This window comes from Okeania sp. SIO3B5 (assembly GCF_010692555.1).
GTDB lineage: Bacteria > Cyanobacteriota > Cyanobacteriia > Cyanobacteriales > Microcoleaceae > Okeania.
In genome coordinates this window covers 62,781-88,507 of sequence record NZ_JAAHHG010000006.1, presented here as the reverse complement: position 1 = coordinate 88,507, position 25,727 = coordinate 62,781, and the positions used below count along the sequence as shown (strand labels likewise).

24 protein-coding genes are annotated in these 25,727 nt (G+C 37.9%); 15 read left to right on the top strand and 9 right to left on the bottom strand.

The genetic code is table 11. The features are described 5' to 3' along the window. Positions 1-443 precede the first annotated feature (443 nt). Positions 444-602 carry a hypothetical protein gene (locus F6K54_RS01755; protein ID WP_293073623.1) on the top strand — a complete coding sequence of 53 codons (159 nt, stop codon included), beginning with the start codon at positions 444-446 and terminating at the stop codon, positions 600-602. 289 nt (positions 603-891) lie between these two features. Here F6K54_RS01755 and F6K54_RS01750 read toward each other — a convergent pair whose 3' ends face one another. Continuing rightward, a complete protein-coding gene (locus tag F6K54_RS01750) occupies positions 892-2,001 on the bottom strand; it encodes an NAD(P)/FAD-dependent oxidoreductase (protein ID WP_293073621.1) in 1,110 nt (369 codons plus the stop codon). 130 nt (positions 2,002-2,131) lie between these two features. Here F6K54_RS01750 and F6K54_RS01745 point away from each other — a divergent pair, with 130 nt between their 5' ends. Next, positions 2,132-2,953 (top strand): YaaW family protein, encoded by an 822-nt coding sequence (locus F6K54_RS01745; protein WP_293073618.1) that lies wholly within the window; start codon positions 2,132-2,134, stop codon positions 2,951-2,953. Positions 2,954-3,232: 279 nt separating this feature from the next. Continuing rightward, complete coding sequence (locus tag F6K54_RS01740; protein ID WP_293073615.1) at positions 3,233-3,982, top strand: hypothetical protein; 750 nt, start codon at positions 3,233-3,235, stop codon at positions 3,980-3,982. Between the two features lie 401 nt (positions 3,983-4,383). Here F6K54_RS01740 and F6K54_RS01735 read toward each other — a convergent pair whose 3' ends face one another. From F6K54_RS01735 to F6K54_RS01720, 4 genes are all read right to left on the bottom strand, one after another. After that, positions 4,384-7,485, bottom strand: a complete 3,102-nt coding sequence (locus F6K54_RS01735; protein WP_293073612.1) for a CHAT domain-containing protein — start codon at positions 7,483-7,485, stop codon at positions 4,384-4,386. 73 nt (positions 7,486-7,558) lie between these two features. Further along, the gene (locus F6K54_RS01730; protein WP_293073609.1) at positions 7,559-7,930 is read right to left on the bottom strand and encodes a type II toxin-antitoxin system VapC family toxin; all 372 of its coding nucleotides are present in this window, start codon (positions 7,928-7,930) and stop codon (positions 7,559-7,561) included. Next, positions 7,924-8,139 carry a hypothetical protein gene (locus tag F6K54_RS01725; protein ID WP_293073606.1) on the bottom strand — a complete coding sequence of 72 codons (216 nt, stop codon included), beginning with the start codon at positions 8,137-8,139 and terminating at the stop codon, positions 7,924-7,926. The genes F6K54_RS01730 and F6K54_RS01725 overlap by 7 nt, the downstream gene beginning before the upstream one ends. Positions 8,140-8,243: 104 nt before the next feature. Continuing rightward, positions 8,244-9,128, bottom strand: coding sequence for a hypothetical protein (locus F6K54_RS01720; RefSeq protein ID WP_293073603.1), 885 nt, complete (start codon positions 9,126-9,128; stop codon positions 8,244-8,246). A gap of 289 nt (positions 9,129-9,417) precedes the next feature. Here F6K54_RS01720 and F6K54_RS01715 point away from each other — a divergent pair, with 289 nt between their 5' ends. Further along, complete coding sequence (locus F6K54_RS01715) at positions 9,418-10,083, top strand: Dna2/Cas4 domain-containing protein (RefSeq protein WP_293073600.1); 666 nt, start codon at positions 9,418-9,420, stop codon at positions 10,081-10,083. A 137-nt stretch (positions 10,084-10,220) separates the two neighbouring features. Here F6K54_RS01715 and F6K54_RS01710 read toward each other — a convergent pair whose 3' ends face one another. Next, a complete protein-coding gene (locus F6K54_RS01710; RefSeq protein WP_293073598.1) occupies positions 10,221-10,979 on the bottom strand; it encodes a DUF561 domain-containing protein in 759 nt (252 codons plus the stop codon). Between the two features lie 61 nt (positions 10,980-11,040). Between F6K54_RS01710 and F6K54_RS01705 the strand changes: the two genes are divergently transcribed. From F6K54_RS01705 to F6K54_RS01670, 8 genes are all read left to right on the top strand, one after another. After that, a complete protein-coding gene (locus F6K54_RS01705) occupies positions 11,041-11,163 on the top strand; it encodes a hypothetical protein (protein WP_293073595.1) in 123 nt (40 codons plus the stop codon). A 504-nt stretch (positions 11,164-11,667) separates the two neighbouring features. Continuing rightward, positions 11,668-13,005 (top strand): cytosine deaminase, encoded by a 1,338-nt coding sequence (locus F6K54_RS01700; protein WP_293073592.1) that lies wholly within the window; start codon positions 11,668-11,670, stop codon positions 13,003-13,005. Between the two features lie 301 nt (positions 13,006-13,306). Then, positions 13,307-13,675: a hypothetical protein gene (locus F6K54_RS01695; RefSeq protein ID WP_293073589.1), complete on the top strand. Its 369-nt coding sequence runs from the start codon at positions 13,307-13,309 to the stop codon at positions 13,673-13,675. A gap of 1,192 nt (positions 13,676-14,867) precedes the next feature. Further along, on the top strand, positions 14,868-16,076 hold the full coding sequence (locus F6K54_RS01690) for a phosphotransferase family protein (protein WP_293073586.1): 1,209 nt from the start codon (positions 14,868-14,870) through the stop codon (positions 16,074-16,076). Between the two features lie 406 nt (positions 16,077-16,482). Next, the gene (locus F6K54_RS01685) at positions 16,483-17,592 is read left to right on the top strand and encodes a T3SS effector HopA1 family protein (RefSeq protein WP_293073583.1); all 1,110 of its coding nucleotides are present in this window, start codon (positions 16,483-16,485) and stop codon (positions 17,590-17,592) included. Positions 17,593-17,778: 186 nt separating this feature from the next. Then, positions 17,779-18,087, top strand: a complete 309-nt coding sequence (locus F6K54_RS01680; RefSeq protein ID WP_293073580.1) for a hypothetical protein — start codon at positions 17,779-17,781, stop codon at positions 18,085-18,087. Positions 18,088-18,148: 61 nt separating this feature from the next. Beyond that, positions 18,149-18,385 carry a transposase gene (locus tag F6K54_RS01675; protein ID WP_293073577.1) on the top strand — a complete coding sequence of 79 codons (237 nt, stop codon included), beginning with the start codon at positions 18,149-18,151 and terminating at the stop codon, positions 18,383-18,385. 185 nt (positions 18,386-18,570) lie between these two features. After that, entirely contained in the window at positions 18,571-18,798 is a 228-nt protein-coding gene (locus F6K54_RS01670; RefSeq protein WP_293073574.1) for a type II toxin-antitoxin system HicB family antitoxin, read from the top strand. A gap of 117 nt (positions 18,799-18,915) precedes the next feature. Here F6K54_RS01670 and F6K54_RS01665 read toward each other — a convergent pair whose 3' ends face one another. Beyond that, a complete protein-coding gene (locus tag F6K54_RS01665; protein WP_293073571.1) occupies positions 18,916-19,038 on the bottom strand; it encodes a type II toxin-antitoxin system HicB family antitoxin in 123 nt (40 codons plus the stop codon). Between the two features lie 154 nt (positions 19,039-19,192). Beyond that, complete coding sequence (locus F6K54_RS01660) at positions 19,193-21,031, bottom strand: serine/threonine-protein kinase (RefSeq protein ID WP_366558022.1); 1,839 nt, start codon at positions 21,029-21,031, stop codon at positions 19,193-19,195. Positions 21,032-22,058: 1,027 nt separating this feature from the next. Here F6K54_RS01660 and F6K54_RS01655 point away from each other — a divergent pair. From F6K54_RS01655 to F6K54_RS01645, 3 genes are all read left to right on the top strand, one after another. Next, complete coding sequence (locus F6K54_RS01655) at positions 22,059-23,489, top strand: form I ribulose bisphosphate carboxylase large subunit (protein WP_124155538.1); 1,431 nt, start codon at positions 22,059-22,061, stop codon at positions 23,487-23,489. A 139-nt stretch (positions 23,490-23,628) separates the two neighbouring features. Then, a complete protein-coding gene (locus tag F6K54_RS01650; RefSeq protein ID WP_293073563.1) occupies positions 23,629-24,009 on the top strand; it encodes a chaperonin family protein RbcX in 381 nt (126 codons plus the stop codon). 117 nt (positions 24,010-24,126) lie between these two features. Beyond that, positions 24,127-24,462 (top strand): ribulose bisphosphate carboxylase small subunit, encoded by a 336-nt coding sequence (locus F6K54_RS01645; protein WP_293073561.1) that lies wholly within the window; start codon positions 24,127-24,129, stop codon positions 24,460-24,462. Positions 24,463-24,766: 304 nt separating this feature from the next. Here the strand turns inward: F6K54_RS01645 and F6K54_RS01640 are convergent, their stop codons facing one another. Beyond that, positions 24,767-24,889: a hypothetical protein gene (locus tag F6K54_RS01640; RefSeq protein WP_293073558.1), complete on the bottom strand. Its 123-nt coding sequence runs from the start codon at positions 24,887-24,889 to the stop codon at positions 24,767-24,769. Positions 24,890-25,727 lie beyond the last annotated feature (838 nt).

Genomic DNA, 25,727 nt, shown 5'->3' with positions numbered 1-25,727 from the left:
GGACGATCTTCGGAGCTTATCCGTTAGGATAAACCCAACATTAGTAAGGTTTTGTTGGGTTTCCCTTCGGGAAGCTACGCTAACACTGCCGTTCAACCCAACCTACATTTTTAGGCGTGTCAGTCTACTACAACCAATATCAGTCAATGCTTTGATATTAGACATCTCCAGAAAAGAGGGAGTAGGGAGTAGGGAGTAGGGAGTAGGGAACCCACCCCTCGCCCCTCCCCCTCCCTGGAGGGGAATAATTGACAATTTATGTAGCATAATTGATTTAATTTTTTATTATTGGAGATGTCTATTAGATCGGCAAGCCCTAATTAAGCATAAATACTTGCTCGAACGTTTACTCGATCGCAGCAGCTATGATTTTCTTCTAACATTCTGTCTCCTGTCTCCTGTACGGGCGATTCGCGAATCGCCCCTACTGATATCATGTCCGGTTGAATAGTTACACTTTGGAGGAGGTAAGGCAGCGGGAGCTGGAGGCAGGAGGCAGAAGGAAAGAAAAGGTTATATCATGTTCGGTTGAATACTTACACTTTGGAGGAAGGAAGGCAGCGGGAGCTGGAGGCAGGAGGCAGAAGGGAAGAAAGGATTAAAAGGGATAAAGTTTTTTTATAACTGATTATCCGAACATGATATTAGAAGGGAAAAGGTTTTTTTTATCACTGATTATCCGGACATGATATGATATTAAATCCGGTAGCATCGGTGTAATAAGATTCTGGATTCTGATTCAGAATTCAGAATCCAGAATTCAGAAGGGAAGAGAACTCAGAATTCTTTCCGCTCTAGGTGAAGATGGAATCTTTTTTTATACCAAATTAAACGGATTTGATATGACTCCTTCTTCTATACATTTTGTGGTGCCGAATGTGGGATACAAGATTAAATTTCTCTCAAAAAACTTTCCCCTGGCAATGACAAATTCTGTAGTTTACTATTTACCCAATTTGCTGCTGCTAATCCAGAAGCGAAAGCACCCTCAATATTATCTCCACTACACCAGTCACCTGCACCCACTAATGGCAGTGGCAATTCTGTAGTCAGACAAGAAACAGCTAAAGGTTGACGGCAAAAAGCATAACGCCACCGATGCACTTGCAACCATTCTGGAGATTTTAACCATGGCATCAATTGTTGCGCTGTATACTCTAGTAATTCTTGCCCCACTGGTTGTAAGTCTGTGGTATCGAGGTGGGTAGTGGCAAATTTGGCGTTGCTTTGAATGACAAATACAGGTTGAGTAGAATTGAGGCGCTTACTGCTATCAACACCCACCCAGGCAAGATAGTCATCATCAGGAAAAGCAAGCGATCGCCACTCCGGTAAATTTTCCTGTAGAGCTGGAGAATATCCCGCCATCACAGTAATACAGGGGTCATATTCTACAAAACGCAAATTATTGATAAATTCTGGTGGCGTTTCAGCAACAGGTTTTTCTAAAATCATTAATGCTTGAGGTGCAGGAATAGCTACAACAACTGCTTTCGATATCACTTCTATAGGTTTTTCAGTCGCAGCATCATTAGTAACTTCCAAAGTCAGATGCCAATTTTTCTGCACTGTTGCTTGCATAGTTTCCACTCGCCTACTAAACCAAACCTCTAAATTTTGGGCAAGAAATTTACCCACAGAGTTCATTCCCTGGGGCGCAATATAACAATCTTTGGTCAGAGGAAGTATTCGTCCCTGGGGTTGAGTTAGTTCATAAATTTTATCAGTCCAAAGTTGGAGAATGTGCTGGGAAGAAAGGCCATTTTTTTCTTTTTCTAGATAATTAATTAATTGTTGCAAAAATTTACCTGTGGGTTCGAGGTAACGTAGCCCATGATCTACACGAGTTCCTGATACACGGCGAGTTGCCATCCGTCCCCCCGCTCCCCGAGACTTTTCCAGTACCACCACCGAATAACCAGCCTGCTGGAGTTGTTGAGCGCATACTAAACCAGCCATACCAGCACCAATTACTGTAACATCAAATTGTTGCGATCCCATAATAATTTTCCTGGCGACAATAGATAGTTATGTTATAATAATCTGGAACTTAACCTTAATTTGGTAATTTGCCTCTCAAACTAGAGTAAAATAACTAAGTCATGCTTGGTGGGTGTGGAGGAATGATAAGTTGAATGAACTAAGAGCAGCACTAGAATTAGCAACAGAAGAGGAGTTACAACAGTTAACAGAACTTTTGTTTGGGCGCGGGATCAATCCTTTGGATTATTTCCAGACTCCTCTGCCTATAGATGTACAAAGTCGCGATCGTGATGCTTGGTTAGATGCCCTAGAGCAAAGATTTTGTTATCTGGTGGCAGATGGCATGACGGTATTGCGAGGGCGCACTCAACAAATAACCTATCGGCAAGCTTTAATCAAAATTTGTCGTTATCTGAAAATTTCCTACTCTCAAAAGCTTTCAACTATAGATTTAGAAGCAGAGGTATTTCTTCATGTTTTAAGTCAGGCATGGAAACACCTACCAAAATCAGAACAAGAGGTCTTAAGCCAAAGTATATGTCGATCCCTGGCCGAATCTAATGTGCCTCAGCCTTTACCAATGTTCATACAAAAAAATCCATTAAGTTTACTATTGAAAGGTGGTAGTGCTTTGGCTGTGAGTTCGATTTTGAAACCTATTTTACTCAAGGAATTTGCCCGTCAGTTTGCCATTCATTTTGCTAAATATCAAGTAACAAAAGCAGCATTAGTTAGGGGTGGGGCAACAGCAGCAGCTCAGTTTCAAAATCACATAGCTATGCAAATGGCTAATCGAGGTATGGCCATAAGTGCAGCTCGTTATGGGGCGGCGCGCACAGCTTTAAGCTTTTTAGGCCCGATGCTTTGGACTTGGTTTTTGGCCGATTTGGGTTGGAGAGCGATCGCTACAAATTATGGTCGTGTGATTCCGGCTGTTTTTGTTTTGGCCCAGATTCGGCTGTTGAATTAGCAGGGATACGTTACACTTTGGGCTTTATTTTAGAGTTATGTAAAACTCTAGAACAATTTAATTATTACTAGAACTGTATACAAATAGTTGAATAGAATAGCAGTTCAATTTAGTAATTAGAGAAAATTGCCATGAGAGTAATTGAACTAGGAAATAAAATTATAGTAGAATAAATTTCAGATTATCAATCAATATCTATTAAAGTGGCTCTATGTTATACAATGAGTAAAATACCAAACAAATCTATTGTTTGAATTACCAGTGTTTAGGAAAACAGAAATGAGTTTGAATATTCAAGGTATAGTTAATTCTGTTAAAGAAGAGCTAGCTCCTCAGTTCGAGGAAAAATTACGCAGTTATTTAGTACAACAAGACCGAGAATGGTTAATTGAGCAAATTATACGCTTAACCTTAGATTCTTTATATATAAAAAAGAAAGATATTAAAGCTATTAAAGAACAAAAATATCTAGAGCGACTTTCAAGAATAGAACGCCTGAAAGATATAGCACTGGATAGAAAAAAATTAGATGATTTTCTCAAAAAACATGAAAAAAGAGACCGCAATCAACTAATAGAAGCTGGATATTTAATTAATAATCCTCCAGAAAAAGGAACTGACTTAATAACAGAAAAATATCGGAGTAATCAGGGTAATGAATTACTGATTCTAGCTAAGGATGTGCTTTTTGCACTACTATTTGGGGATGAAAGTAATCATGTTAAATTTACGAGAATTGAACAGGAATTATTAACATTAACTGTGCCCAGATTCAAATCTGAATCATTAAATTTTATGAAAGCAACGACAGAAATTAGTGGTTTGGGAACCTGGCAAGATCCCGATAGTGTATCTAATGATTCACGGGCAGATAATATTATTTTGCAGGTCGAGTATGGAGAGATAGAAGGAGAATTAATAGGCGATGGTATTGTAACTTCTTTAAGCTTAATTAATAATCTAGAAATTAATGAGCAAATTCTTTATGCAAGGATGATAAATGTTGAACAAAGTACCTTAATTACTTAAGTTTGTTAGGACTTAGGTGATATTGTCCTTTTCGTCAAAATCAAATTTCTATTTTGAACTTGTTTTTGCTACAGTCCCCATAAGTATTACCGAAAAATTGTGGTTTAAAGCCTCCCCTTGATCGGGGATAATAAAAAAAAATTTTCATTATTAGTCAATCCTCTTCTTTTCAAGGAGAGGTAATTATTCATTATTCAGAGGACTTACGCAGATACGCTATATATAGAGTTCAAAACTATTGTCCAACAGTTACTTTACTCTATAAATAGTGCCTTTGCGTAAGTCCTGATTCATTATTCATTATTCATTGTTGAACACTGTTCCCTGTTCCCTGCTATAACTGAAAGCCTTTGAAATTATGACTCCTGACTCCTGACTTCATGACTCCTAATTACTCCTAACTACTGTAAACCTTGAGAAACAAATCCTGCCCAATAATAGGGATGTTTAAAATCTTCCCTTTTTCTAAGTTCGAACTGAGCTTTTCGTAATGCTTCTGGGCGAGTTTCTCCCTGGTTGCGAAACTGATAATATAACTGGCAAAACTCAGCAGTCGATTTGTCTTCCACCGCCCACAATGTACTAACTACACTCTGAGCACCTGCACTGAGGAAACCTGCTGCAATAGTTAGAATGTCGTCGTTAAGTTTGTTGATAAAGGTGAGGTTAGTTTCACAACAGGAGAGGAAGACATCGGTTAATTTTGGTAAACGCCAGGTAAACACATCTCCAAGAGTGATTTCCCCATCAAATAATTTGAGTTTTGATTCTAGGGGGTTGATTAAGTCGGCGCTAGCGTGATGACTGGAATGGAGAATTTGTACTTGTTTTGCGAGTTGACGGTAGTTGTTGACTGTTGCTTGTTGATATTTGAGGTGCAGGTTATTCGGCACTTGGAACATTTGTGCGAGGTTTTGGCATTCGTACTGGGTGAACATGAGGTCGCCTGTGGCATTTTCGACTATTCCCATTTTTGGGGAGTCGGTGCTTTTATTGCGGTTATCGCAATAGCTGAGTATTTGGCAACTGGGTAGGACTCGCAAACGGAATTTGTCACTTAGATAGGTTTTGGATATAGTTTTGGTTTGGGTTTGAGTGGAGCGCCGATTAAATTTCATGCCTTTGGTATTATCCACAAGTACGTTGTCTGCGATAGTCACAGTTTCTGTTGTGATGGGTAAAGCAGCAAATGGAATTTGATGCAGGAATATATGAGGCACAATAATTAATTCTTTGATGTCTGTGAGATGTTGAGCAATGAGTCGATCTAGTTGTAAGCGTTGGGCGAGTTGTTGGAGAAATGTTCCCATGTTGTTACGCCATTCTGCTTTATTCTCAATGTAGAGTTTTAGCCAGTTTTGACCTACCCAATTTTGGAAAATCTCAATACCTTCTCCCCTACAGGTATAAAGTTGAATATCCTGCTGACGCACTATAAATATATAGGTATCATTTTTAGTGGTGTAAAAATTGAGTATTGCTGTTTCCTTATCTTTTATTAATCTCTGTATCTGCTGGATACTCATTGAGTCTACCTGCAACTGACCTGCTAATACTGGATCGAAACTACGAATCTCTCGCCAAATTTTTTGTCGTTTTGCTTCTATTTTTTCAATTTCTGCTAACCTCTGCTTTTCAACTTCCCCACTGTCGCGACGTTCAAACCGACTGTGGGTATTTGGTAGGGAGGTTCCATGGAACGTCTCTACAGAATTGGAGCGATGGAGGTTAGAGAGAAGTTGTTGCAGGCGATAATATTCCTCTAGCAGATGTTGGAGTATTTCAGCATTTGGATAGAGGTCTTTACTTGCCATTAATTCTGCAACCATTCGGGAACGGGAACGCTCGGCATATTCTAATGCTTTATCGTATTGCTGGAGATTAACGAAGCATTGGATGATGTTTTGGTAGACTACGATGCTGCCTTCCAGGATTTCTTGACGGCGATCGTCGTCTTTTGACCAACTGCGAATTAGTTCGACTGCGGTTATGGCTTTTTCGTAGGCAGCAATAGCGGGTTTCCAGTTGCCTTCCTTGAAGTGGAGGTTGCCTAAGCTACGGGAAGTTGTGAGATGGTTAATAGGATTTGCGTTAAGAGTATGAACTTCTAATGCTAGATTATATGCAGCAATAGCATCTTCGAGATTCTCTGCCGGATCACCACTGATTCTGTCACTGTAGGCAACAGCTAGATTGTTTTGAGTCCCTGCCCAATCAATAGGGAAATCTTTTTTGGTGCGAATTTCCAATGCACGTTGATAAGCAGCAATAGCATTTTCGAGATTCTCGGCTCGGTTGCCAATGATTCTGTCACTGTAGGCATTGCCAAGATTATCTTGAATCATTGCCCACTCATAGGGGAAGTCTTTTTTGGTGCGAATTTCCAATGCCAAATTATATGCAGCAATAGCTTTTTCTAGATTCTGTACCGGGTCGCCACTGATTCTGTAATTGTAGGCAACGCCAAGATTGTTTTGAGTGGTTGCCCAATCGATGGGGAAATCTTTTTTGGTCAAAACTTCCAGCACCAGATTAAATGCAGCAATAGCTTTTTCTAGATTCTGTACCCGGTCGCCACTGATTCTGTTAGTGTAGGCATTGCCAATATTGTTTTGAGTCTTAGCCCACTCAATCGGGAAATCTTCACGGGTGCAAACTAACAAAGCTTGCTGAAAAGCATCTATTGCTTTTTCTTCGTTTTCTGCTTTGTCATGACGGATTCTCAGACGGTAAGCATTGCCAAGATTGCCTTGAGTCATTGCCCAATCGATGGGGAAATCTGCACGACTGTAAACTAACAAAGCCTGCTGAAAAGCATCAATTGCCTTTTCTAGATTTTTTGCCCGATCGTCACGGATTCTATTGCCGTAGGAAGTGCCAAGATGGTTTTGAATGTTTGCCCACTGTATAGGGAAATCTGCACGGCTGTAAACTGACAAAGCCTGCTGAAAAGCCTCAATAGCTTTTTCTAGATTTTCTGCCCAATCGTCACAGATTTTATCGCGGTAGGAAATGCCAAGATTGTTTTGAATGTTTGCCCACTGCATAGGGAAATCTTTCTTAGTATAAAGTTGCAATGCTAAATTAAATGCAGCAATAGCTTTTTCCATATTCTCTGCGCGATCGCCTCTGATTCTGTCAAGGTAGGCAACGCCAAGATTGTTTTGAGTTATTGCCCAAATTTCCGGTTTACTCTCACGGGTAAAGACTTTGAGCGCTATTTTATAACCTGCAATGACAATTTCCATGTTATGTGCTTTGTTGCCGAGGGGGAAGTCGCTGAGGCAGCTACTGAAATACAAAATAGCATTGGCGATTAATTCTGCTGCGTCTGTTTCTACTTCTGAGAGTTTAATTTTTGCCCAACTTCGCAAGATATTGGCAAAGTTCTCGTCGAGTTTGTCTAGGTTTGCTTGCAGGAGTGGGTAGATTATTTTGGGGTCGCGATTGCTGTCGGCAGTTGCTTGTAGTATATCAATTAAAAAGTTAAATTGTTCATCCATTTTTATTCATTCCTTTGATTAATTCAAATAACTAAAAGCTAGACATGAATATCATCCTTGTCTAGCTCTCCAATCATAAAATTTGTACAGACTCAGTTTTAATTTCTGACAAATTCATCAGTTGAGCATCATTTCTAAACAACTTAGCATTCAATAACTGTGCTGTTGCTGCCACAATAGCATCAGGAAGTTTCAACCTGTAACTTTTCCGTAAAGCGATCGCTAAATCTTTAATCTGACTCTCAATACCAACTATTGTTATTTGAGCGAAAAAATTACGAATTTGTACTTCCTCAACCGGAGTCAAACTGGGATAAGACAATAACTCTATTTCTGTAATTATAGAAATAAAATATCTAGCATCAGGTAAAGGGTTCACTAACTGCCCACCTAAATAATACAAAACCACATTTGTATCTAGCACAATTAAATTTTTTATTACCATTCATCCCGAATTTGTTGTTGATATTCCAAAGGGTCTATACTAAGTTTTATTGTGCCTGCATACTCAGCTAAATCTACATTTTGTTCTTCAATTTTTAACTCACAAGCAGCCAATAAATTTTCAATTTCTTGCCAGTCTTCATAGTCAATTAAAACTGCTACAGGGCGCATAGTTTCATCGGTAACTATTTTCTTCTTAAAATTCCGCATAATTTTCTCCTAATCTATGGATCAACTTTTCAGATAGCTAGGGCGAATGCCATTCGCCCCTACAGATGATGCTTGAAAAGTCAATTTAGTAAGTCCTAAATATATTATCCTACTATTTCAACTTGCCGATAAAATACCTGCCAGTTACTTTGCTTTGCTAAAGCTTCCCACAACTGAATAATCTCATTAGACTGCCAACTTGGAAAAGGGTCGCGATCGCTTGGTTTTAACCAGTCAATATCTAAAGGTTTCTCTAACAAAATTGCCAAATATTCTTCTTTTCCTGGAGCATCAAAATAAATTTTATCCTCATTTGCCCAAGCCTGATTTTGTGGCAGCCAAATAGGAGTTTCAACAATTTTATATTCAGGGGCAAAAGCCAAGGAAGGGCAAACTAAATATCTTGTATCTAATCCCCGATTTAATAATACTAAATAAGCTTCTCTGGGCAAATCAACTTTCATATCGTATCTTTGATTAACCTGCAATCTTTCTTTGAATTTTTCTTTATCAAAAGCCATTGATCTATCTGTACTTATCGGAACAAAATTTAACCAATTAAGAGATTTTTTTGCCTCACCTTGCAATTTTTTCCAAATCCAATCCATCTGCCACTGAGGAAATTTATAATTCCACAACCATTTAAAAACAATTTGCCAAATATTACCCTTACCTCTCTCTGTATTTCTTAAATCATTCAATTCTTTTTCACTGATATTTCCTGATATCTCTTCAGAATATTTATCCCGTATCAGATTAATAACAAACCTCAATATTCTTTGGATATTCTTACCCTTAAATCCTGCCGATTCCATTAATCTATTAATATCTTGTTCAGCCGTATCTTTTTGATTTTGCAAATCATAATTATCTCGACTAAACCGCAACCGAAATAAAACCTCATTAACAGTTTCCCTATCGTTCTCTTTTTCAAATAATTCACCCGCAATATCACTGATGAATTGTTTTTCAAATTCTGTATTAGTCATCTTTTCTCCTTCTCAAAAATATAACCATAACTTACGCAAAGAAACCCCGTTTCTACAGTCAACCATTATTCTTAACAATAGAAATTTACGACAAACCCGGTTTCTGGGTTCCCTATGGGTAAGTTCCGATAACATTTCAATTATAACTATTTTTCCATAACTGAACAGCCATAATTAGAAAATTGTCATTTGCTGTCATTTGAGTGTATTTGCTGTTATTTCAGGTTATTTAATAGCTTAAATTTGTTATATCAATTTATTTACAATTCCTGAATCATAGAGATAAAGTATGAATAGTAAAACTAAATTATTGCTTCAAAAAAATATGAAACACTTACCTAAACAAAGAACAAAACAATTTATCTGGGTGACATGGCTAGCAAAAGTATTAGCAGAAGAGACAAAATGTATATACTCAATCCAACAACTAACTAATTATCAATTTCCTAAACAACCCAATAATTATGACTTCTCCAAACATGATGAAAAAGTAATTCAAAGAGCAATAATTATGGAAGAACAAGATTTTACTGTCTACGTCGAACACCAAAATTCATTCAAAGTTAATGGCAAAACTTATGATGTTTGTGTTTCTGGTAGACCTGATATTGTTGCCGTAAAAGATGATTGGGTAATAGTTGAAGATATCAAAACAGGTAAGCGTAGAAAATCTCATAAAATGCAAGTATTATTGTATATGTTGCTATTACCTTTAGCATCAGAAACTAAAGATATTTGTCAAAAACAAATACCCCACGGACGATTAATATATCCAGATGGTATAGTCGATATTCCTGCTTGGCAAGTTGACGATAAATTTAGAGAATCTCTGAAAGAAGCGATCGCCACCATTACCAGTTCAAAATCTCTCAAACCAAAACCTAGTTCCTGGGAATGTCGTTATTGTTCACTTTCTTACAAACACTGTCAGGCAAAAATGGCAATATTTTCTTAACTTTACTAGATTTCAAATTGACATATCTCTACCATACAGCGTTTTCATTTTAGTAGAGACGTTGCATGCAACGTCCCTACAGGGTTATCATTTTTTAATGTAGTTCATTAACCTGAAAACAATGCAAGTCAACCAAATTAAACAGACATTGCATCTGCTTTCACATAACTAACACTTGCCAAAGCTTCCACCAAACTACGAACTGCAGCTATCATCGCCACTTCATCATTGAGGCGGTTCACCGCAGAACCCACACCAACTCCAGCCGCACCAGCAGCAATAGCTAAAGTCGCAGTTACATTAGAAATACCCGAAGCACACAATACAGGTACAGATACAGCACGAGAAATTTCATAAGCTGCTGCTAGAGTAGGAGCCGCTTTTTCAATTAACCCTAATGTTCCAGGATGAACAGGTTTAGCACTGGCACCACCCTCAGTTTGAATAATATCAGCACCAACTTTCACTAACTCAGTAGCTAGTTGTACTTGTCGATCTAATTCTAAAGTATGGGGAACAGTTACAGAAAGAGTAATATCAGGTAATAAGTCGCGAGTTTGTTGAGTTAACTGCAATACTTCTTCCGCTTCAAAGCGTATACCTTTGGCGTAGAATGGATCGTAGTTACCAATTTCAATCAAATTAGCTCCTGCTTCTACTGCTGGTAAAAATCTAGTGGGTTCGATGGCAGAAACACAGATGGGCAAGTTAGTTAAACTGCGCGCCATTCTCACTAAATTAGGATCGGCAGCAATATCAACGTAGGTTGCACCGCCAAGGGTGGCAGCTTTGACAGTTGCTGCTACTCTGTTTGTATCAAAATTAGTCAAACCACTAATAATTTTTAGAGCTTGGCCATTTTTCAATGCAGTTTGTAATCTAGATTCAGTCATCATTTTAGATTAATCCTTTTGCCGATCTTGTTCTCAACATTATTGTGCCACGGAGGTAGTAGTTATGGCTAAAGTCAAAAGGTTTAAAAAGTCAAAAGTCAAAAGTCAAAAGTCAAAAGTTTTAAAAAGTCAAAAGTCAAAAGCTTTAAAAAGTCAAAAGTCAAAAGTCAAAAGTCAAAAGTTTTAAGTAGAAAGTTTTAAGTAGAAAGATTTGGCAACGATGCTCAGATGGAACATTTTTTTCAGCGCTTTTCAAATTGATGAACTACATCTTCACACATCAAACCTTGTAGGGAAATTCTCATTATTATATCATGTCCGGATAATTAGTGATAAAAAAACTTTCTTCTTCTCCTGTTCTTCCTCTTCCTTCTTTTTTCTTTCCTCCTGACTCCTAAATAATTAGGGTTTGCTGAAAAAAGTTTTTTTGCTGGGGTAGGAGACAGGAGACAGGAGACAGGAGACAGGAGAAATGGGAATTTAGAGGAGATAGGAGTAAGAATTGTAAGAGTGATTTTTCTGCCCAACTATGAGCCTAAAATACTAATTTTTTGAGCGTGAAGAGCTGAAAACCAGGCACTTTTTAAAGGCCCCAAAAAGGCTAAAACCTTTATATGTAAATACTTTTAGATTTAATCAGCAAGCCCTAATTAAGATTAATATCATACACTAATTCACCAACGCCGATATTATGAATAATCAACAATTTTCTGTAATTTATAATAGTTCTCACTATTGGCTCAAAAATGCTCATATACCTGTATGTCTTCTAGAAACTGATTTTGATATACCTAGTCAAACTAGGGAGGGTTTATCATTGGTAGATATCGAAATTACTAAAGGACTTATTACACAAGTTATCTACTCCTCAACACATTTACCCTCTCTGGAAACTGAGAATATTCCTACAATAGACCTCAAAGGTGGCCAGGTTTGGCCGTGTTTTGTGGATATGCACACCCATCTAGATAAAGGTCATATCTGGATGCGATCGCCTAATTCAGATGGTAGTTTTAATGGCGCTTTGGATGCGGGAGCTAGGGATGCTAAAGAATATTGGAATGCTGAAGATATTTATCAGCGGATGGAATTTGGTCTCAAGTGCAGTTATGCTCATGGTACAAAGGCTATTCGGACTCATCTTGACTGTTTTGCAGAACAAGCAAATATTAGTTTGGAAGTATTTCAAACATTGCAAAAAGAGTGGGAAGGTAGATTAATTTTACAACCTGTTTCTTTAGTTACTGGTGATTATTATCTTACTGAAGCTGGAGAAAAATTAGCCGATAAAATTGCCGATCTTGGTGGAATATTAGGAGCAGTTCCATTTATGAATTCAGACTTGGATAATCAATTAGATAGATTATTTAGTCTGGCGAAAGAACGTCAATTAAATTTAGACTTACATACTGATGAAAATGGAGACCCTAATTCTAGAGTTTTATACAAAGTTGCTGATCAGGCAATTAGTCATCAATTTTCTGGCAAAATTATCTGCGGACATTGTTGTAGTTTAGCCGTACAAACTCCGGAACAAGTAACAGCAACTCTCAAATTAGTTAAGGAAGCAAATATTAGTATTGTTAGTCTGCCAATGTGTAATCTTTATCTCCAAAATAGGCAAGATAATCATACTCCGAAATGGCGGGGAGTTACTTTATTACATGAGTTTAAAAAACAGGAAATTTCTGTTGCTGTAGCGAGTGATAATTGTCGCGACCCATTTTTTGGATTTGGCGACCATGATGTTTTGGAAGTGTTTAATATGTCAGTGAGGATTGCTCATTTAGATATGCCTTATGGAGACTGGCCTTGTACTGTTACTAAGACTCCTGCGGATTTAATTGGTTTACCTAATATTGGCAGAATTAAAGTTGGATTACCTGCGGATTTAATTCTGTTTAAAGGGCGGAATTTTAGCGAACTTTTATCACGACCTCAACATGACAGAGTAGTATTAAGAAATGGTCGAATTATTGATACAACTTTACCGGATTATTGTGAATTAGATAGTTTATTTTCGGAATAGACGTAGGTTGGGTTAAGGGACAGCGCAACCCAACAGATACCTAAGTAAGTAGACAAAATTATTTGTATACAAATTTATTGTTAATCCTTTGATGCCTCTATAACAGAGTCATCGAAAATGCACAATTAATTATGTCCAGGTACTTATATTTGTTGTTGTTGTATTTGTTGTTGTTGGGTTTCCTCCGTTAACCCAACCTACAATCCACTAGCTCTACTTTTTCTCTTTTTACCCCAATTTACTGAGGGGATACATTATAATTAAGTTGTGAAGTTATTTAAGCAAATTTTGTGAGGTTTTGATGAAAACAAAACAGCTTATTCTTTCTATTATTACTACAGCTTTAAGTCTCTTTCCTCAAATAGTTAATGCTTCTCCAATACAGTGTTATATTGGCAAGAATAAAGTGTACCAGATTTGTGATATGCAGAAAAAAGGAGGGTCACAATTCCTAATTACTTGGCCTGATACTGACAAGACATTAATTACCCTTGTCTCAACACAGTCAGGTGAATACGCAGATATACTTCATGCCCGTTCCAACGGAGATATTTATGGTAGGGGTACTCGTTATCTAAAATTCCACTACGAGCAGGGCAAGTGGCTTTGTTTTCATAGAAAACCAGGTGGGCAAGGAGGTATTGACTTTTGTATAACAGCTCCGAAGTAGACTCATACCATTTCTCTGTAACAATGCGCTTAATAATTAATAATTAATAATTAATAATTAATAATTAAATAATTCTGGTTTAAAGCCTCCCCTTTTAAGGGGAAAAAAAAGAAATAATATCTCCTTATATTCAATTCCGTAGCGGTTTTAACCAGAGGTAATTATCAATTATCCATTATCCATTATCAATTAATGAACCAGACCAGAATTTTACTGATAGCTATTATCTTTTATTTTCGGAATAGTACCGCTATGCGGAAGTCAAAAGTCAAAAGTATTGATTTTTCAGCAATTAACAATTAACAATTAATAATTAATAATTACCTCTTCTTAAAAGAAGAGGATTGACTAAAAGGATTTTTTTTTGATTTTATTCCATTAAAAGGGGAGGCTTCAAGGCGTGAATTGTTGAATGAATAATTATTAACTATCAACTCTTAATTATTCATTATTAATTATTCATTATTAATTATTCGGTGCAATAGCTGATAGCTGACGGCTGAATGCTTACTTTTCAACATCAGCAATAGCTAAAAAAAAAGACATAATTTTAGCAGTTATGTCAGAATATGGGCGATCGCTCAAAAAGACATAATTTTAGCAGTTATGTCTTTTTTTGATCTCAAAATACTAGCGATTTTATAAAAAATAGGAGGGTGCATCTCATATTTGCAAAAATACTTTTTTTACTATATAGAACCCATTTGGTATCTTCATAAATTTAGCAAGGAGTCAGGAGACAGGAGACAGGAGACAGTAGGGAAGAGGGAAAAGGGAAGATGTGGGGAGAAATAATACACAAAATTCAACACTCCTTCTTCAGATTTTTCCCCAAAATTGATGCGCGAAAAAACTTGACTACCATAATTATATAGATCTCAAATGGGTTCTATATATATTCCCTGTTCCCAGCTCCGGTGTTCCCTGTTCCCTAAAAGCGATAATTTTTTGGCTTTATTCACGCATTGAGATGCACCCAAATAGGAATATAGTCAGGACTGACGAAATTAACCTTTAAAACGCCATATTTAGGGGAGAATGCCATTTGCCCTCACTCGAACTTAAAGACATAATTGTGTTAGTTATATCTGTTTTATTTAATTAAAATGCTTGTCAGTTCAGTAAAATTTTGACAGTATTAAGTAGGTAGATACTGACTGATAATTTATAACTTAATTAGAGGCTAGTTTAAATGAAATTTATTTTAAACTCTCGAAATGTCTATGACTATTTAGTAGAAAATGGTTTATGCGATTCACTACAGGAAGCGGAGCAATATCCCTCCCAGACACCTCAGAGTAATATTGAACGAATTAGTGCTAAAAATTTCAATTTATTGGTGACTTTGCCAGATAATCGAAAACTTCTGGTTAAACAAGAACAATATAATTCTCAAGGAAAAACTGCTGGTGAGTTGTTTGGAGAATGGCGAATCCAAAAATTTTTACAGACATTTCCCGAACTCGAACATTGGCGCAGCTTTCTGCCAGAATTGCTACTTCACGATCCTGAAAAGTCTATTGTAGTCTCAACTTACCTGGATAATTATCGAGATTTAAGCGATTTATATTCCAAGGAAAACAACTTCCCGACAAAAGTTGCTGCTCAAATCGGTAGTTTTATGGCTACTATTCATAGAGATACTTGGAATAGAGAAAATTATCGAGAGTTCTTTGCTAGTGAAGTTGTTCGTGCCAAACCTGAAGTCTCACCACTTTTGGTGGAGAGTCTCGAAAGGATAGGGCCAGAAATTTTTGGTATCGCTCCTGTAGATGGATTGAAATTTTTTGCTCTTTATCAACGATATGACAGTTTGGGGCAAGCGATCGCTCAACTTCGCGAGACTTTATCTCCCACTTGTCTAACTCACAATGACATGAAACTAAATAATATTCTCGTTGCTCAAGAGTGGGAAAATTCTAGTGAAAATATTGTGCGGTTGATTGATTGGGAAAGATCTAGTTGGGGAGATCCTGCTTTTGATTTGGGAACGACGATCAGCAGCTATCTGCAAATTTGGTTGGGTAGTTTGGTGATTAGTAATTCTCTGACTATAGAAGAATCTCTCAAATTTGCCACCACACCCCTGGAATTACTTCAACCTTCTATTGCTGCTTTAGCTCTAGCTTATTTTGACACTTTCCCAGAAATTGTGGAATATCGTCCTGATTTTTTGAGACAAGTAGTACAGTTTGCAGGTTGGGGTTTAATGACAGGAATCTTGTCAATGGTTCAATATCAAAAGACTTTTAATAATACAGGTATTGCCATGCTTCAGGTTGCCAAAGCATTATTATGTCGCCCAGACTCATCAATGTCTACAATTTTTGGTGCTGGTATTGAAGAAGGAGTCAGGAGTCAGGAGTCAGGAGTCAGTAGTAGTAGACGCTCCACACCTTAAATGGTGCATGGGGTAGGGGCGGGTTTCCCCGTTAAATTAACGAGCTTTCACCTAAAGTTAGATAAACCCGCCCCCCAATTAATGTAACGCACCATTTTAGATGAAAAAGTCCAGTAGGGTGCGTTATACGGCTTAAACTCAGAGTATGAAAAGGACTCAGCAATCCGTTGTAACGCACCATTGCGTAAGTATCAGTCCACTACAATCATACTTATTTCTGTTTCCTTCTTCCTTCTTCCTTCTTCCTTCCTGAAAAAATTTTACCGAAAATTTGTGGTTGAAAGCCTCCTCTTTTAAGAGGATAAAAAGAAAAATTTTCCTTTGAGTGAATCCTATCCGTTTTAAAGGAGAGGTAATTCTAAATTCTAAATTCTAAATTCTAAATTCTTGAAGAGGTTTAAAAATTATGCAATTACTTGAGTTTCCATCCCATCACTTCGCCGCTGAAATAACTGGGCGATTAAAAGAAGTTTTATCAGACATTGTTGAGAAAGTAGAAATTTCCTCTGATTTTTCTATTCGTCATCCTGAGTATAAACCTTTAGATTTGCCTGCTGAGGTAGTTGCCCGTTTTCAAGCTTTGCCAAAACAAATGCGGGATAAATATCTGAGTCTACAATTGCGTAGTTTTCTCTATGGTATCTACTACAATGGTTCGATGCAAACTTCCCTAGCATTGGATAGTGAAGAAAATGATCGCCCATTAGATTTGGAGAATAATACTTTTCTTGGAGTAGAGATGGAGTTTTATCTTCAGTTAGATGAAAGTAATAGGGGAAAGGGGTATTTTGATTCTGCTTGGTTGGTGTTGAGAGAAGAAACCGATGGTACTTTAGCTGTCACTAAGAATGGTTTGCGACTGCATATTCAACGGGACAAGCATCTTCAAGAATCTGAGAAAGATGCTGTTATGGGGGATTCGGTAGCAATTCGGATGCCTAAGAATTTGGTGCAAAGTGGTTTCTATATGGCAGTTAGCAATTTGGGTACTCAGAGTAACGTAGACTCAGAAAGTCAATCTGGAACGGTGCGAGTTTATTTTAATGTTACCCCTGAAGGTGCAGTAGCAGTCATGGGTAGCTTGACAGAGAAATTAAATCAGGTTGCTGTTCCTTTCAGTTTTAAAGTGTTGTATAATCCTGCTGATTATAAACGCTACGATTCTGGTGTGCTTTATTTTGATAAAGGTAATTATGAGTTGGTAAGGCAGGTTTTGTCGGATATTTATGGGGAGAATAAATCCTATTTTCAATCAGAAATACCTTTATTTACAATGGAGTTGGCACCGGGTTTGGGATTAGCTGAAGAACCAGACAAAAAATTTGCTAGTCAGGAAAGTTTTGGTATGAATAGGTGTCAGATTATAGCAAATGGATTATTGACAGCTTGGCAACAGGGAGATAATTCCACCGAGGGCAAAATGAAGGCGATTTTGGAACAGTTTTCTGTATTGGGGATTGATTTGCAGCGTCCTTATTTGAATGCTAATTCTGAAGATATTTACAGAAAATTATAGTCTCTGTAGTGGCGTGTCAAGCTTGAAATAGTGTTTTAGGAAAATTCTCCAAACCTTAGTCAGGGCAAGAATTATACTCAAAAATTTAATACACATTTTCAGCTTGACACGCCACTACTGGACTGTTTCATCGTTTTATACCTTTGACAAACATTGTACCACCTTGATAAGAATTGAGACCCTGGAGTGCGTACTTTTATCACTGGATATGATGGGGAAAAAATTGTGGAATTTGGCAATAGAGATATGGGAAAAATTCAAAGGTTGTGTTCCCATTTAGATAATTTAATGAGTCGCATTGACTTAAGCGTGGCTAAACGTCAACGACGAGCAATGCGTAAAGCAAGTTATCGCATTAGGGAAAAAATTCAAAGTCTAGTTAAGGATTTGCGTATGGAAAGTTGCACAGTTTTTAGTAAAAGAATACAAAGTTATCTTTTTGCCTACTTTTTCTACATCTTCCATGGTAGTCAAGTCTGGCCGCAAACTAAATAAACGGACGGCTCGAAATATGCTCTCATGGAGCCATTACAAGTTTCAGCAGCATTTAATCCAGATGGCTAATAGACATAATGTTTTATTAGTATTGTGTAATGAATCCTATACTTCAAAAACTTGTCCTGAATGCGGTCATGTTCACAAGCAATTAGGTGGAAATAAAAAGTTTCAATGTCCGCAGTGCGGATATACTGCACACCGGGATTGGAACGGCGCTCGTAATATTATGCTACGAGCTTTGCCGGCAACAGCCATCACTTTAACTGGTGATGCTATACAGATTCAAGGTGAATAGCTTTGAGTAGGTTAAATGTTGCACTAACGACTATTATCATAAAACAATTTGCAACTGTCGGATTTTCTATCAAATCTAAAGTTTGAACCTCATTAGACATCTCCAGAAAAGAGGGAGTAGATAGAAAAAGAAGTTAATCGCAAATTGGAAATGTTAAAAACCATCGAACAACAGGAGTCAGAAGAATGAAATTACCCTATACAGTCGTCATTTTTTGGTCGGATGAGGATAACTGTTATCTGGTTCATTTACCAGAATTTCCTTCTCAAAAATTTCATACCCACGGAAATTCTTATGAAGAAGCAATACAAAATGCTTGCGAAGTATTAGAGCTGTTAGTTGAAGAATATCGGCAAGAAGGTAAAAGCCTTCCACAACCTAAAAATATAGAACAAACTCTTCAATTAGCATAAAGATGACAGGAGCGATCGCTCCCCATTTCTCAACTATCAAACAAGAGCGTGAGCGCTAGTGGTTCGGAGCATTATCGCTCTATTTTTTCAATTGGTTCAAGGTAAAGTTCTATAGCTTCATTGAATATTAGTCAGTGCCTCCTCAATAGTTTCTCCTTCACTAATACAACCGGGAAGTGATGGAACGTCAACGGTATATCCACCTTCTTCACTTGGTTCTAATACTACTTTTATATTCATAATTATACCCGTTAACTGACTTATTTACTTTAGAACCAGAGTTTGGGATTCTATCAAGCTAGGCAAACAGGGAACGGGCAAGATGCCCATTCCACAAAAACAATAGCTGATGGCTGAATGCTGTTTGCGCAGCATTCCGGAGGAAATGCTTACCTTATCGTAAACCCAACCACCGTAAAATAGGAACGATCGCATAATGACTCACACCCAAACAAAAACCACCAATGCAACCTAACAAACTGAAAAAAGTTATACTCGCAAAAAATTCTAATAAATTAGGTTGACTGTGATTCATTGCAGTAAACTGTAAAAATAACTCTGGAACAATATTAAATTGCTCTAAACCAAAAAAAACTATCGCTGTCAAACTACCAACTATCAAAGCATAAATAAAATTATGCTTTCTTAAACCCAGTCCTAGAGTAACAACACCAGTAGCTACCCCCACAGATAACTTACCCATAATTTCTAGGATAATTAAATCTTCTTTTGTCGTGTAGACGCTACTGCCAACTTGGGAAAATTGCCAACATAACCCACCCAAAATGTAACCAATAATTCCCATAAATGCAGCCCACCCATAACGACGACGTTGACCTAAACCTCCCACATCTGTTAAACCAACTCCCGTTCCCAAACCTGCCAAACCAAAGACAAGTATTTCCGGACCAATATTTAGGGGAACATCCCACACAAGAAAAATTAGATTCGTAAATATACTAGCGAGGCGATCGCCTATTCCTGACCAATAAGCAAAAATTAATCCGAATGTTGCCCCAATACTCCCCCCAATTGCCCCCAGTACCATTTCCCAAATTGTATCTACACAACCTGAAACTATTTGATTAAAAATTTTAGACAGGGTAAAAAATAACCTATTAATATTCTCACTGAGATTTTTCAACTGAGCTATTAATGAATTTTTAACAGTTGTAGCTAATGTAGCTAAGGAATATATTCTCAGAGACCTCTTTTGCCGTCGATAAATTTTAGCTAAACGGACTTGCACTTCTGCTGCTGTTGCTGGTCGTTGGGTAACATCTAAGCTCACCATATCATCAAGTAAATTAGCCAAAGCTGGATGAACAGGCTTAAGTTGACGCCACTTTAGCTTACCTGTTGAGGGGTCTTCCAATTCTGCTGGATATTGACCAGTTAGTAAATGAATGCAAGTACGGCCCAAAGCATAAAAATCTGTAAAAGGGCCTATTTCACTTCCATTAATTTGTTCTGGAGGGCTATATCCAGGAGAAACTAATCTGGTTGTGCTGCGTTTTGCTAAAGTTTCTCTAGGTTGGATTCTATAACTACTAATTTGTTTCACCCCTCCGAAGTCAATTATGACCAGTTGACCTCTTTTTTTTCGTTGATGATGAAAAGAATAGGATAAAGAAGATTTTGTCAAAGTTGAAGGTTGGATTTCCCGCAACATTAAATTAGAAGGCTTTATGTCCCTGTGAATAATTTTCCGGCGGTGTAATTCCCATAAAATTTCTACCGCTTGGGAAAGCCAATTGATTACATAGAAATCTGGACATCCTTGGGGATATTGTTCCAGAATTTCTTCTAGGGTACAACCATCAATTTTTTCCATGACTAGGCATGGGAGAAACCATTGGCTAGAGTGGCCAATTGCTGGCTGACTATTTCGCTTGCGTAGATGAAAATAGTCTCCTGTTTCTACTCTAGGAATACCTGAATGACGCATATTGGCTAGCACCCACGCCTCTTGGTCGAATAGTTCGAGTGCTTTGGGAGAGCTTTCTAATAATACTTTCAGAATACGTTCGGTTTGAGTTTCTTGGTCCCAAACAATGTAGATTTTCGCAAATCCACCAGCGCTTAATTTTCGCAGGGGAATGTAGCGATCGTTAATTAGTAGTGGGGTTCCACAACTTTGACAAAAGTTATTTCCCCATGCCTGGATTGGACTTAGACAATGGGGATTGATACAGTGGACTTTTGATAAAACAGACTGATGTACAGTCATCATAAACTTTCGATAAGTGGGAAACTACAGTCTTTTAAGCTGTGGATGGAAACGACTCGATTGGCAATAAAGCGTAGTCAAGTTGGCATTTCAGCGTGATTTTCGCTATTAGATGTATTATAGGTGCGAAAATTAATTATGTATCTGACCCAAAAGAACAAAATTAGAAATCTGTCTAGCCAGGATTTTAAAGCCTTAAAGCAATTGTCCAAGAATATGTACAACGTAGGACTTTAACGCTGAAGATATATATTTCTTAATTTCTCTCCACACTCCCCACTCGCGAGCGAGACGCTCGCACTGCACTGATACGCTCCTCATCTCCCCACACTGTCTGTACCATTACTATGCACCACAACCAGGAAATTTAATTATATTTTCACTACAAATAATAGGCAACAGGTAATAGTGCGAAACAAATTTATTAAAAGTCAAGAATAATTAGACCTAATTATTCTTGACTTTGCGGACAAAAATGCAAGTTAAATGTAGATTGCTTGAGTCAGACTGTGGTAGTAGTTCTAAATAGAAAGGTGCTTAATAATGAGCGCTCTATCAAAATTAATTTACCGATTTTTTCTTGTCTTAAATGCTTATTTTTTCTAGAAAAAGTAATTATGTTATCTTGATAATAGCAATAATTTCTACATAAAATTAGAGTCAAATTTTTCCCGATCGGTTAGCTACTATAACCTTGCATTTTTAGTGAATCTATCATTTTTTTACTGATAACTGATAACTGATAACTGATAACTAAAATGACGATCCCTTGTACTTGTTCAATATTTAATCTTGAATAATTAAGGTTGTTTTTACATTGCATATCTGTGTTTTTTTGTCAATAAGTAATTATTCACTTGATTTATTTTTGATTATTATGGCGATAAAGTTAACAAATGTAACAAACAGATTAAAAAAAATTATTAATAAAAAAATAATCTTTAAAGTGGAAAAGTTCTAATTCTTGATATTATCTAAAAAAGTATGCTGAATAGCAGAAAGAAGTGAAAAGATTCTTAGGAAAGAATATATGAGTTACGCTAAAACACAAAGTCAGTCTAAGTCTGGGTATCAGGCTGGAGTAAAAGACTATAAACTAACTTATTACACCCCTGATTACATACCAAAAGATACAGATGTTCTGGCAGCCTTCCGGATGACTCCTCAGCCTGGAGTTCCTCCAGAAGAAGCTGGTGCTGCGGTAGCTGCTGAATCTTCTACTGGTACTTGGACAACAGTATGGACTGACTTGTTGACTGACCTCGATCGCTACAAAGGTCGTTGCTATGATATTGAATCAGTTCCCGGTGAAGATAATCAATACATTTGCTATGTGGCCTATCCTCTAGATTTGTTTGAGGAAGGTTCTGTAACTAATATGTTGACCTCTATTGTAGGTAACGTATTTGGTTTTAAAGCATTACGAGCGCTACGTCTGGAAGATATGCGGATTCCTGTAGCTTATCTCAAGACTTTTGAAGGTCCTCCTCATGGTATTACTGTAGAGCGTGACAAATTAAACAAGTATGGTCGTCCTCTATTAGGTTGTACTATTAAGCCTAAGTTGGGTCTATCTGCTAAGAACTACGGTAGAGCAGTATATGAATGCTTGCGCGGTGGTTTGGACTTCACAAAGGATGACGAAAATATTAACTCTCAGCCTTTCATGCGTTGGCGCGATCGCTTCCTGTTTGTTCAAGAAGCTATTGAAAAGGCCCAAGCTGAAACTGGTGAAATTAAGGGCCACTACCTCAACGTAACTGCCCCCACCGTTGAACAAATGATGGAGCGTGCTGAGTTTGCTAAGGAAATTGGCACTCCAATCATCATGCACGACTACCTAACTGGTGGTTTTACTGCAAATACAACTTTGGCCAAATGGTGTCGTCGTAACGGTGTGTTATTACACATCCACCGGGCAATGCACGCTGTAATTGACCGTCAGAAAGCTCATGGTATTCACTTCCGCGTTTTGGCTAAGTGCTTGAGAATGTCTGGTGGAGACCACCTACACTCTGGTACAGTTGTTGGTAAGCTCGAAGGTGAAAAAGGTATCACTATGGGCTTTGTTGACCTAATGCGGGAAGACCACATCGAGCAAGACCGCGAACGTGGTATTTACTTTACTCAAGATTGGGCGTCCATGCCTGGTGTAATGCCAGTTGCTTCTGGTGGTATTCACGTTTGGCATATGCCAGCTTTGGTTGAAATCTTTGGTGATGATTCCTGCCTACAGTTCGGTGGTGGTACTTTGGGTCACCCTTGGGGTAATGCTCCTGGTGCAACAGCTAACCGTGTAGCTCTAGAAGCTTGTATCCAAGCTCGTAACGAAGGTCGTAACCTCTTCAAAGAAGGTGGCGATGTAATTCGTGAAGCTGCTAAGTGGTCTCCTGACTTGGCCGTTGCTTGCGAACTATGGAAAGAAATCAAGTTCGAGTTCGAGGCAATGGATACCCTCTAAGTCTATCTTTGAGATGTGGGATTTTAGATTTTAGATGGCAATTATGAGATAGATATGTCAAACTTGTCTGCTAAAGGATTAGATCGATCCTCAATCTAAAATCTAAAGTCTAACAAGAATATTCAGGCTGGGGTCAAAAATGGATATTAAAAAAGTTGCGAAAGATACTGCAAAGGTACTGACGAGCTACCTGACCTATCAAGCTGTGCGGACTGTAACTGCTCAGTTACGAGAGACGAACCCTCCCTTAGCAATTTGGTTAAGTGGTTTTTCCTCAACAGGCAAAATTCAAGATGGAGAAGCTTACCTACAAGAGTTGCTCCAGGAAAATAAAGAATTAGCATTTAGAGTGATGACCGTTCGAGAGCATTTAGCAGAGGAAGTGACTGAGTATTTACCAGAGATGGTTCGCAGTGGTATTCAGAAAGATAATATGGAACATCGCCGTCGGTATCTTGAGAAGATAACGCAACTGGAAATAGCAGACCCTAGTTTAGATCCAGAGCAACAAACAGATTAGCCACGAAAATTTGCGGTTAAAAATTCCCTCCACGGAGAGACCGGGGGCTGAGGTCTAAAATCTTGATTGATTTAAAATTCAGCTTCCTAGCACATTTATTAAACAGTCAAAAAATCAATGAGAACATTACCAAAAGAGCGTCGTTTTGAAACCCTTTCCTATTTGCCTCCTCTGACAGATATGCAAACTCGCAAGCAGATTGGGTATATTCTAGAGCAAGGTTTCATCCCTGGTGTAGAATTCAGCGAGTCTTCTGCACCAGAAATGCACTACTGGACTTTGTGGAAGTTACCTATATTCCATGCCAAAACAGTTGAAGAAGTTTTGATGGAAATTGATGCTTGCCGTAGTGAAAATCCTGATTGCTTTATTCGTGTAATGGGTTTTGATAACGTGAAGCAATGTCAAGTATTGAGCTTCATCGTACACAAGCCTAATCAAAGAAGATACTAATTCATTGCTAAATTAATTTAGTTATAGTGGGGTAGGTAACCTTGTCTGCTCCACTATTTTTTTGTATCATTCCGCTAAGTGGAACTGAATCGCGAGTCTCTGTCTTTATCAGAGCGCGTTTTCTATTGCGAACACTGCAATTTTAGTTGCGATTGCTCCGCAACGCTAGCGCGAACGAGATTTGTTTGCGTAGCATTCCGTAGGAAATGCAGCATTAAATCTAGCTATGGCGGTCAATTCGACCGTGACAGCTTGTGGACTGGATAGCGCCGACGTTACCAGGTAGAAGCAAGAATAGAACAGATTATTTAGAGAAAATCATAGATTTATATAGATAATCGTAGGTTTCTAAGAACGGATGTTCAATGGAACGTTTCTGTGGGTTGGAAAAACCAATTTTCAATGATATAGCAATGTGCGCTGGCATATTTAGGGCTTGTTGATTAAATCTAAAAGTCTTTATAGATAAAGGTTTTAGCCTTTTTAAGTATCAAAAAGTGTGAGGTTTTAAGTGGTAATGGTTCAAAAATTTAGGATTTTGGTCAAGATTTGGGCAGAACAATCTTGGGACAATTCTTACTTCTACCTCCTCGCTCCCGAACCATTTCTCCTGTCTCCTGTTTTCCCCTCCCCTCCTGGGAGGGGCTAGGGGTGGGTTGGGAGGGGGAGGGGCGAGGTGTGGGTTGTCTCCTGTCTCCTACCCCTACTAAAAGACTTTTTCAGTAAACCCTATTTACAAATTACAGGAGGTGTCCAATAGCTAAAATCTTATATTGCTTTTTATTCCCCCTGTAGCGTTGTTGATTTGAGGTATTATATAGCAATGTGCGCTGGCATATTTACAAATTACAGGAGGTGTCCAATAGCTAAAAATGTTATATTATAGGTTTTTTATTCCCCCAGATAAGCTGTTGCCTGTTGCCTGCGCACAGCGCTATATCTTGTCCTGATAAGAACGCGAACAAAAAACTTTCTCCTTCTGCTACTCTTTCTTCTTCTTTCTTCCCTCCTGACTCCTAAATAATTAGGGCTTGCTGATTAAATATTAAAGCATTGACTGATATTGGTTTCAGCCTTTTTTGGTCGAAAAAAGTGCGCATATTTTCGGTCTAGGGGTCTCAAAAAGCTAGTATTTTGGGACGATTATGGCAGAGCAATCTTGGGACGATTTTTCTGACTACTTCTTCTATAATTCCCATTCCTCCTGAATTATGGATTCTGAATTCTGACTCCTACCCCTACCACTCATACTTTATTCAGCAAAC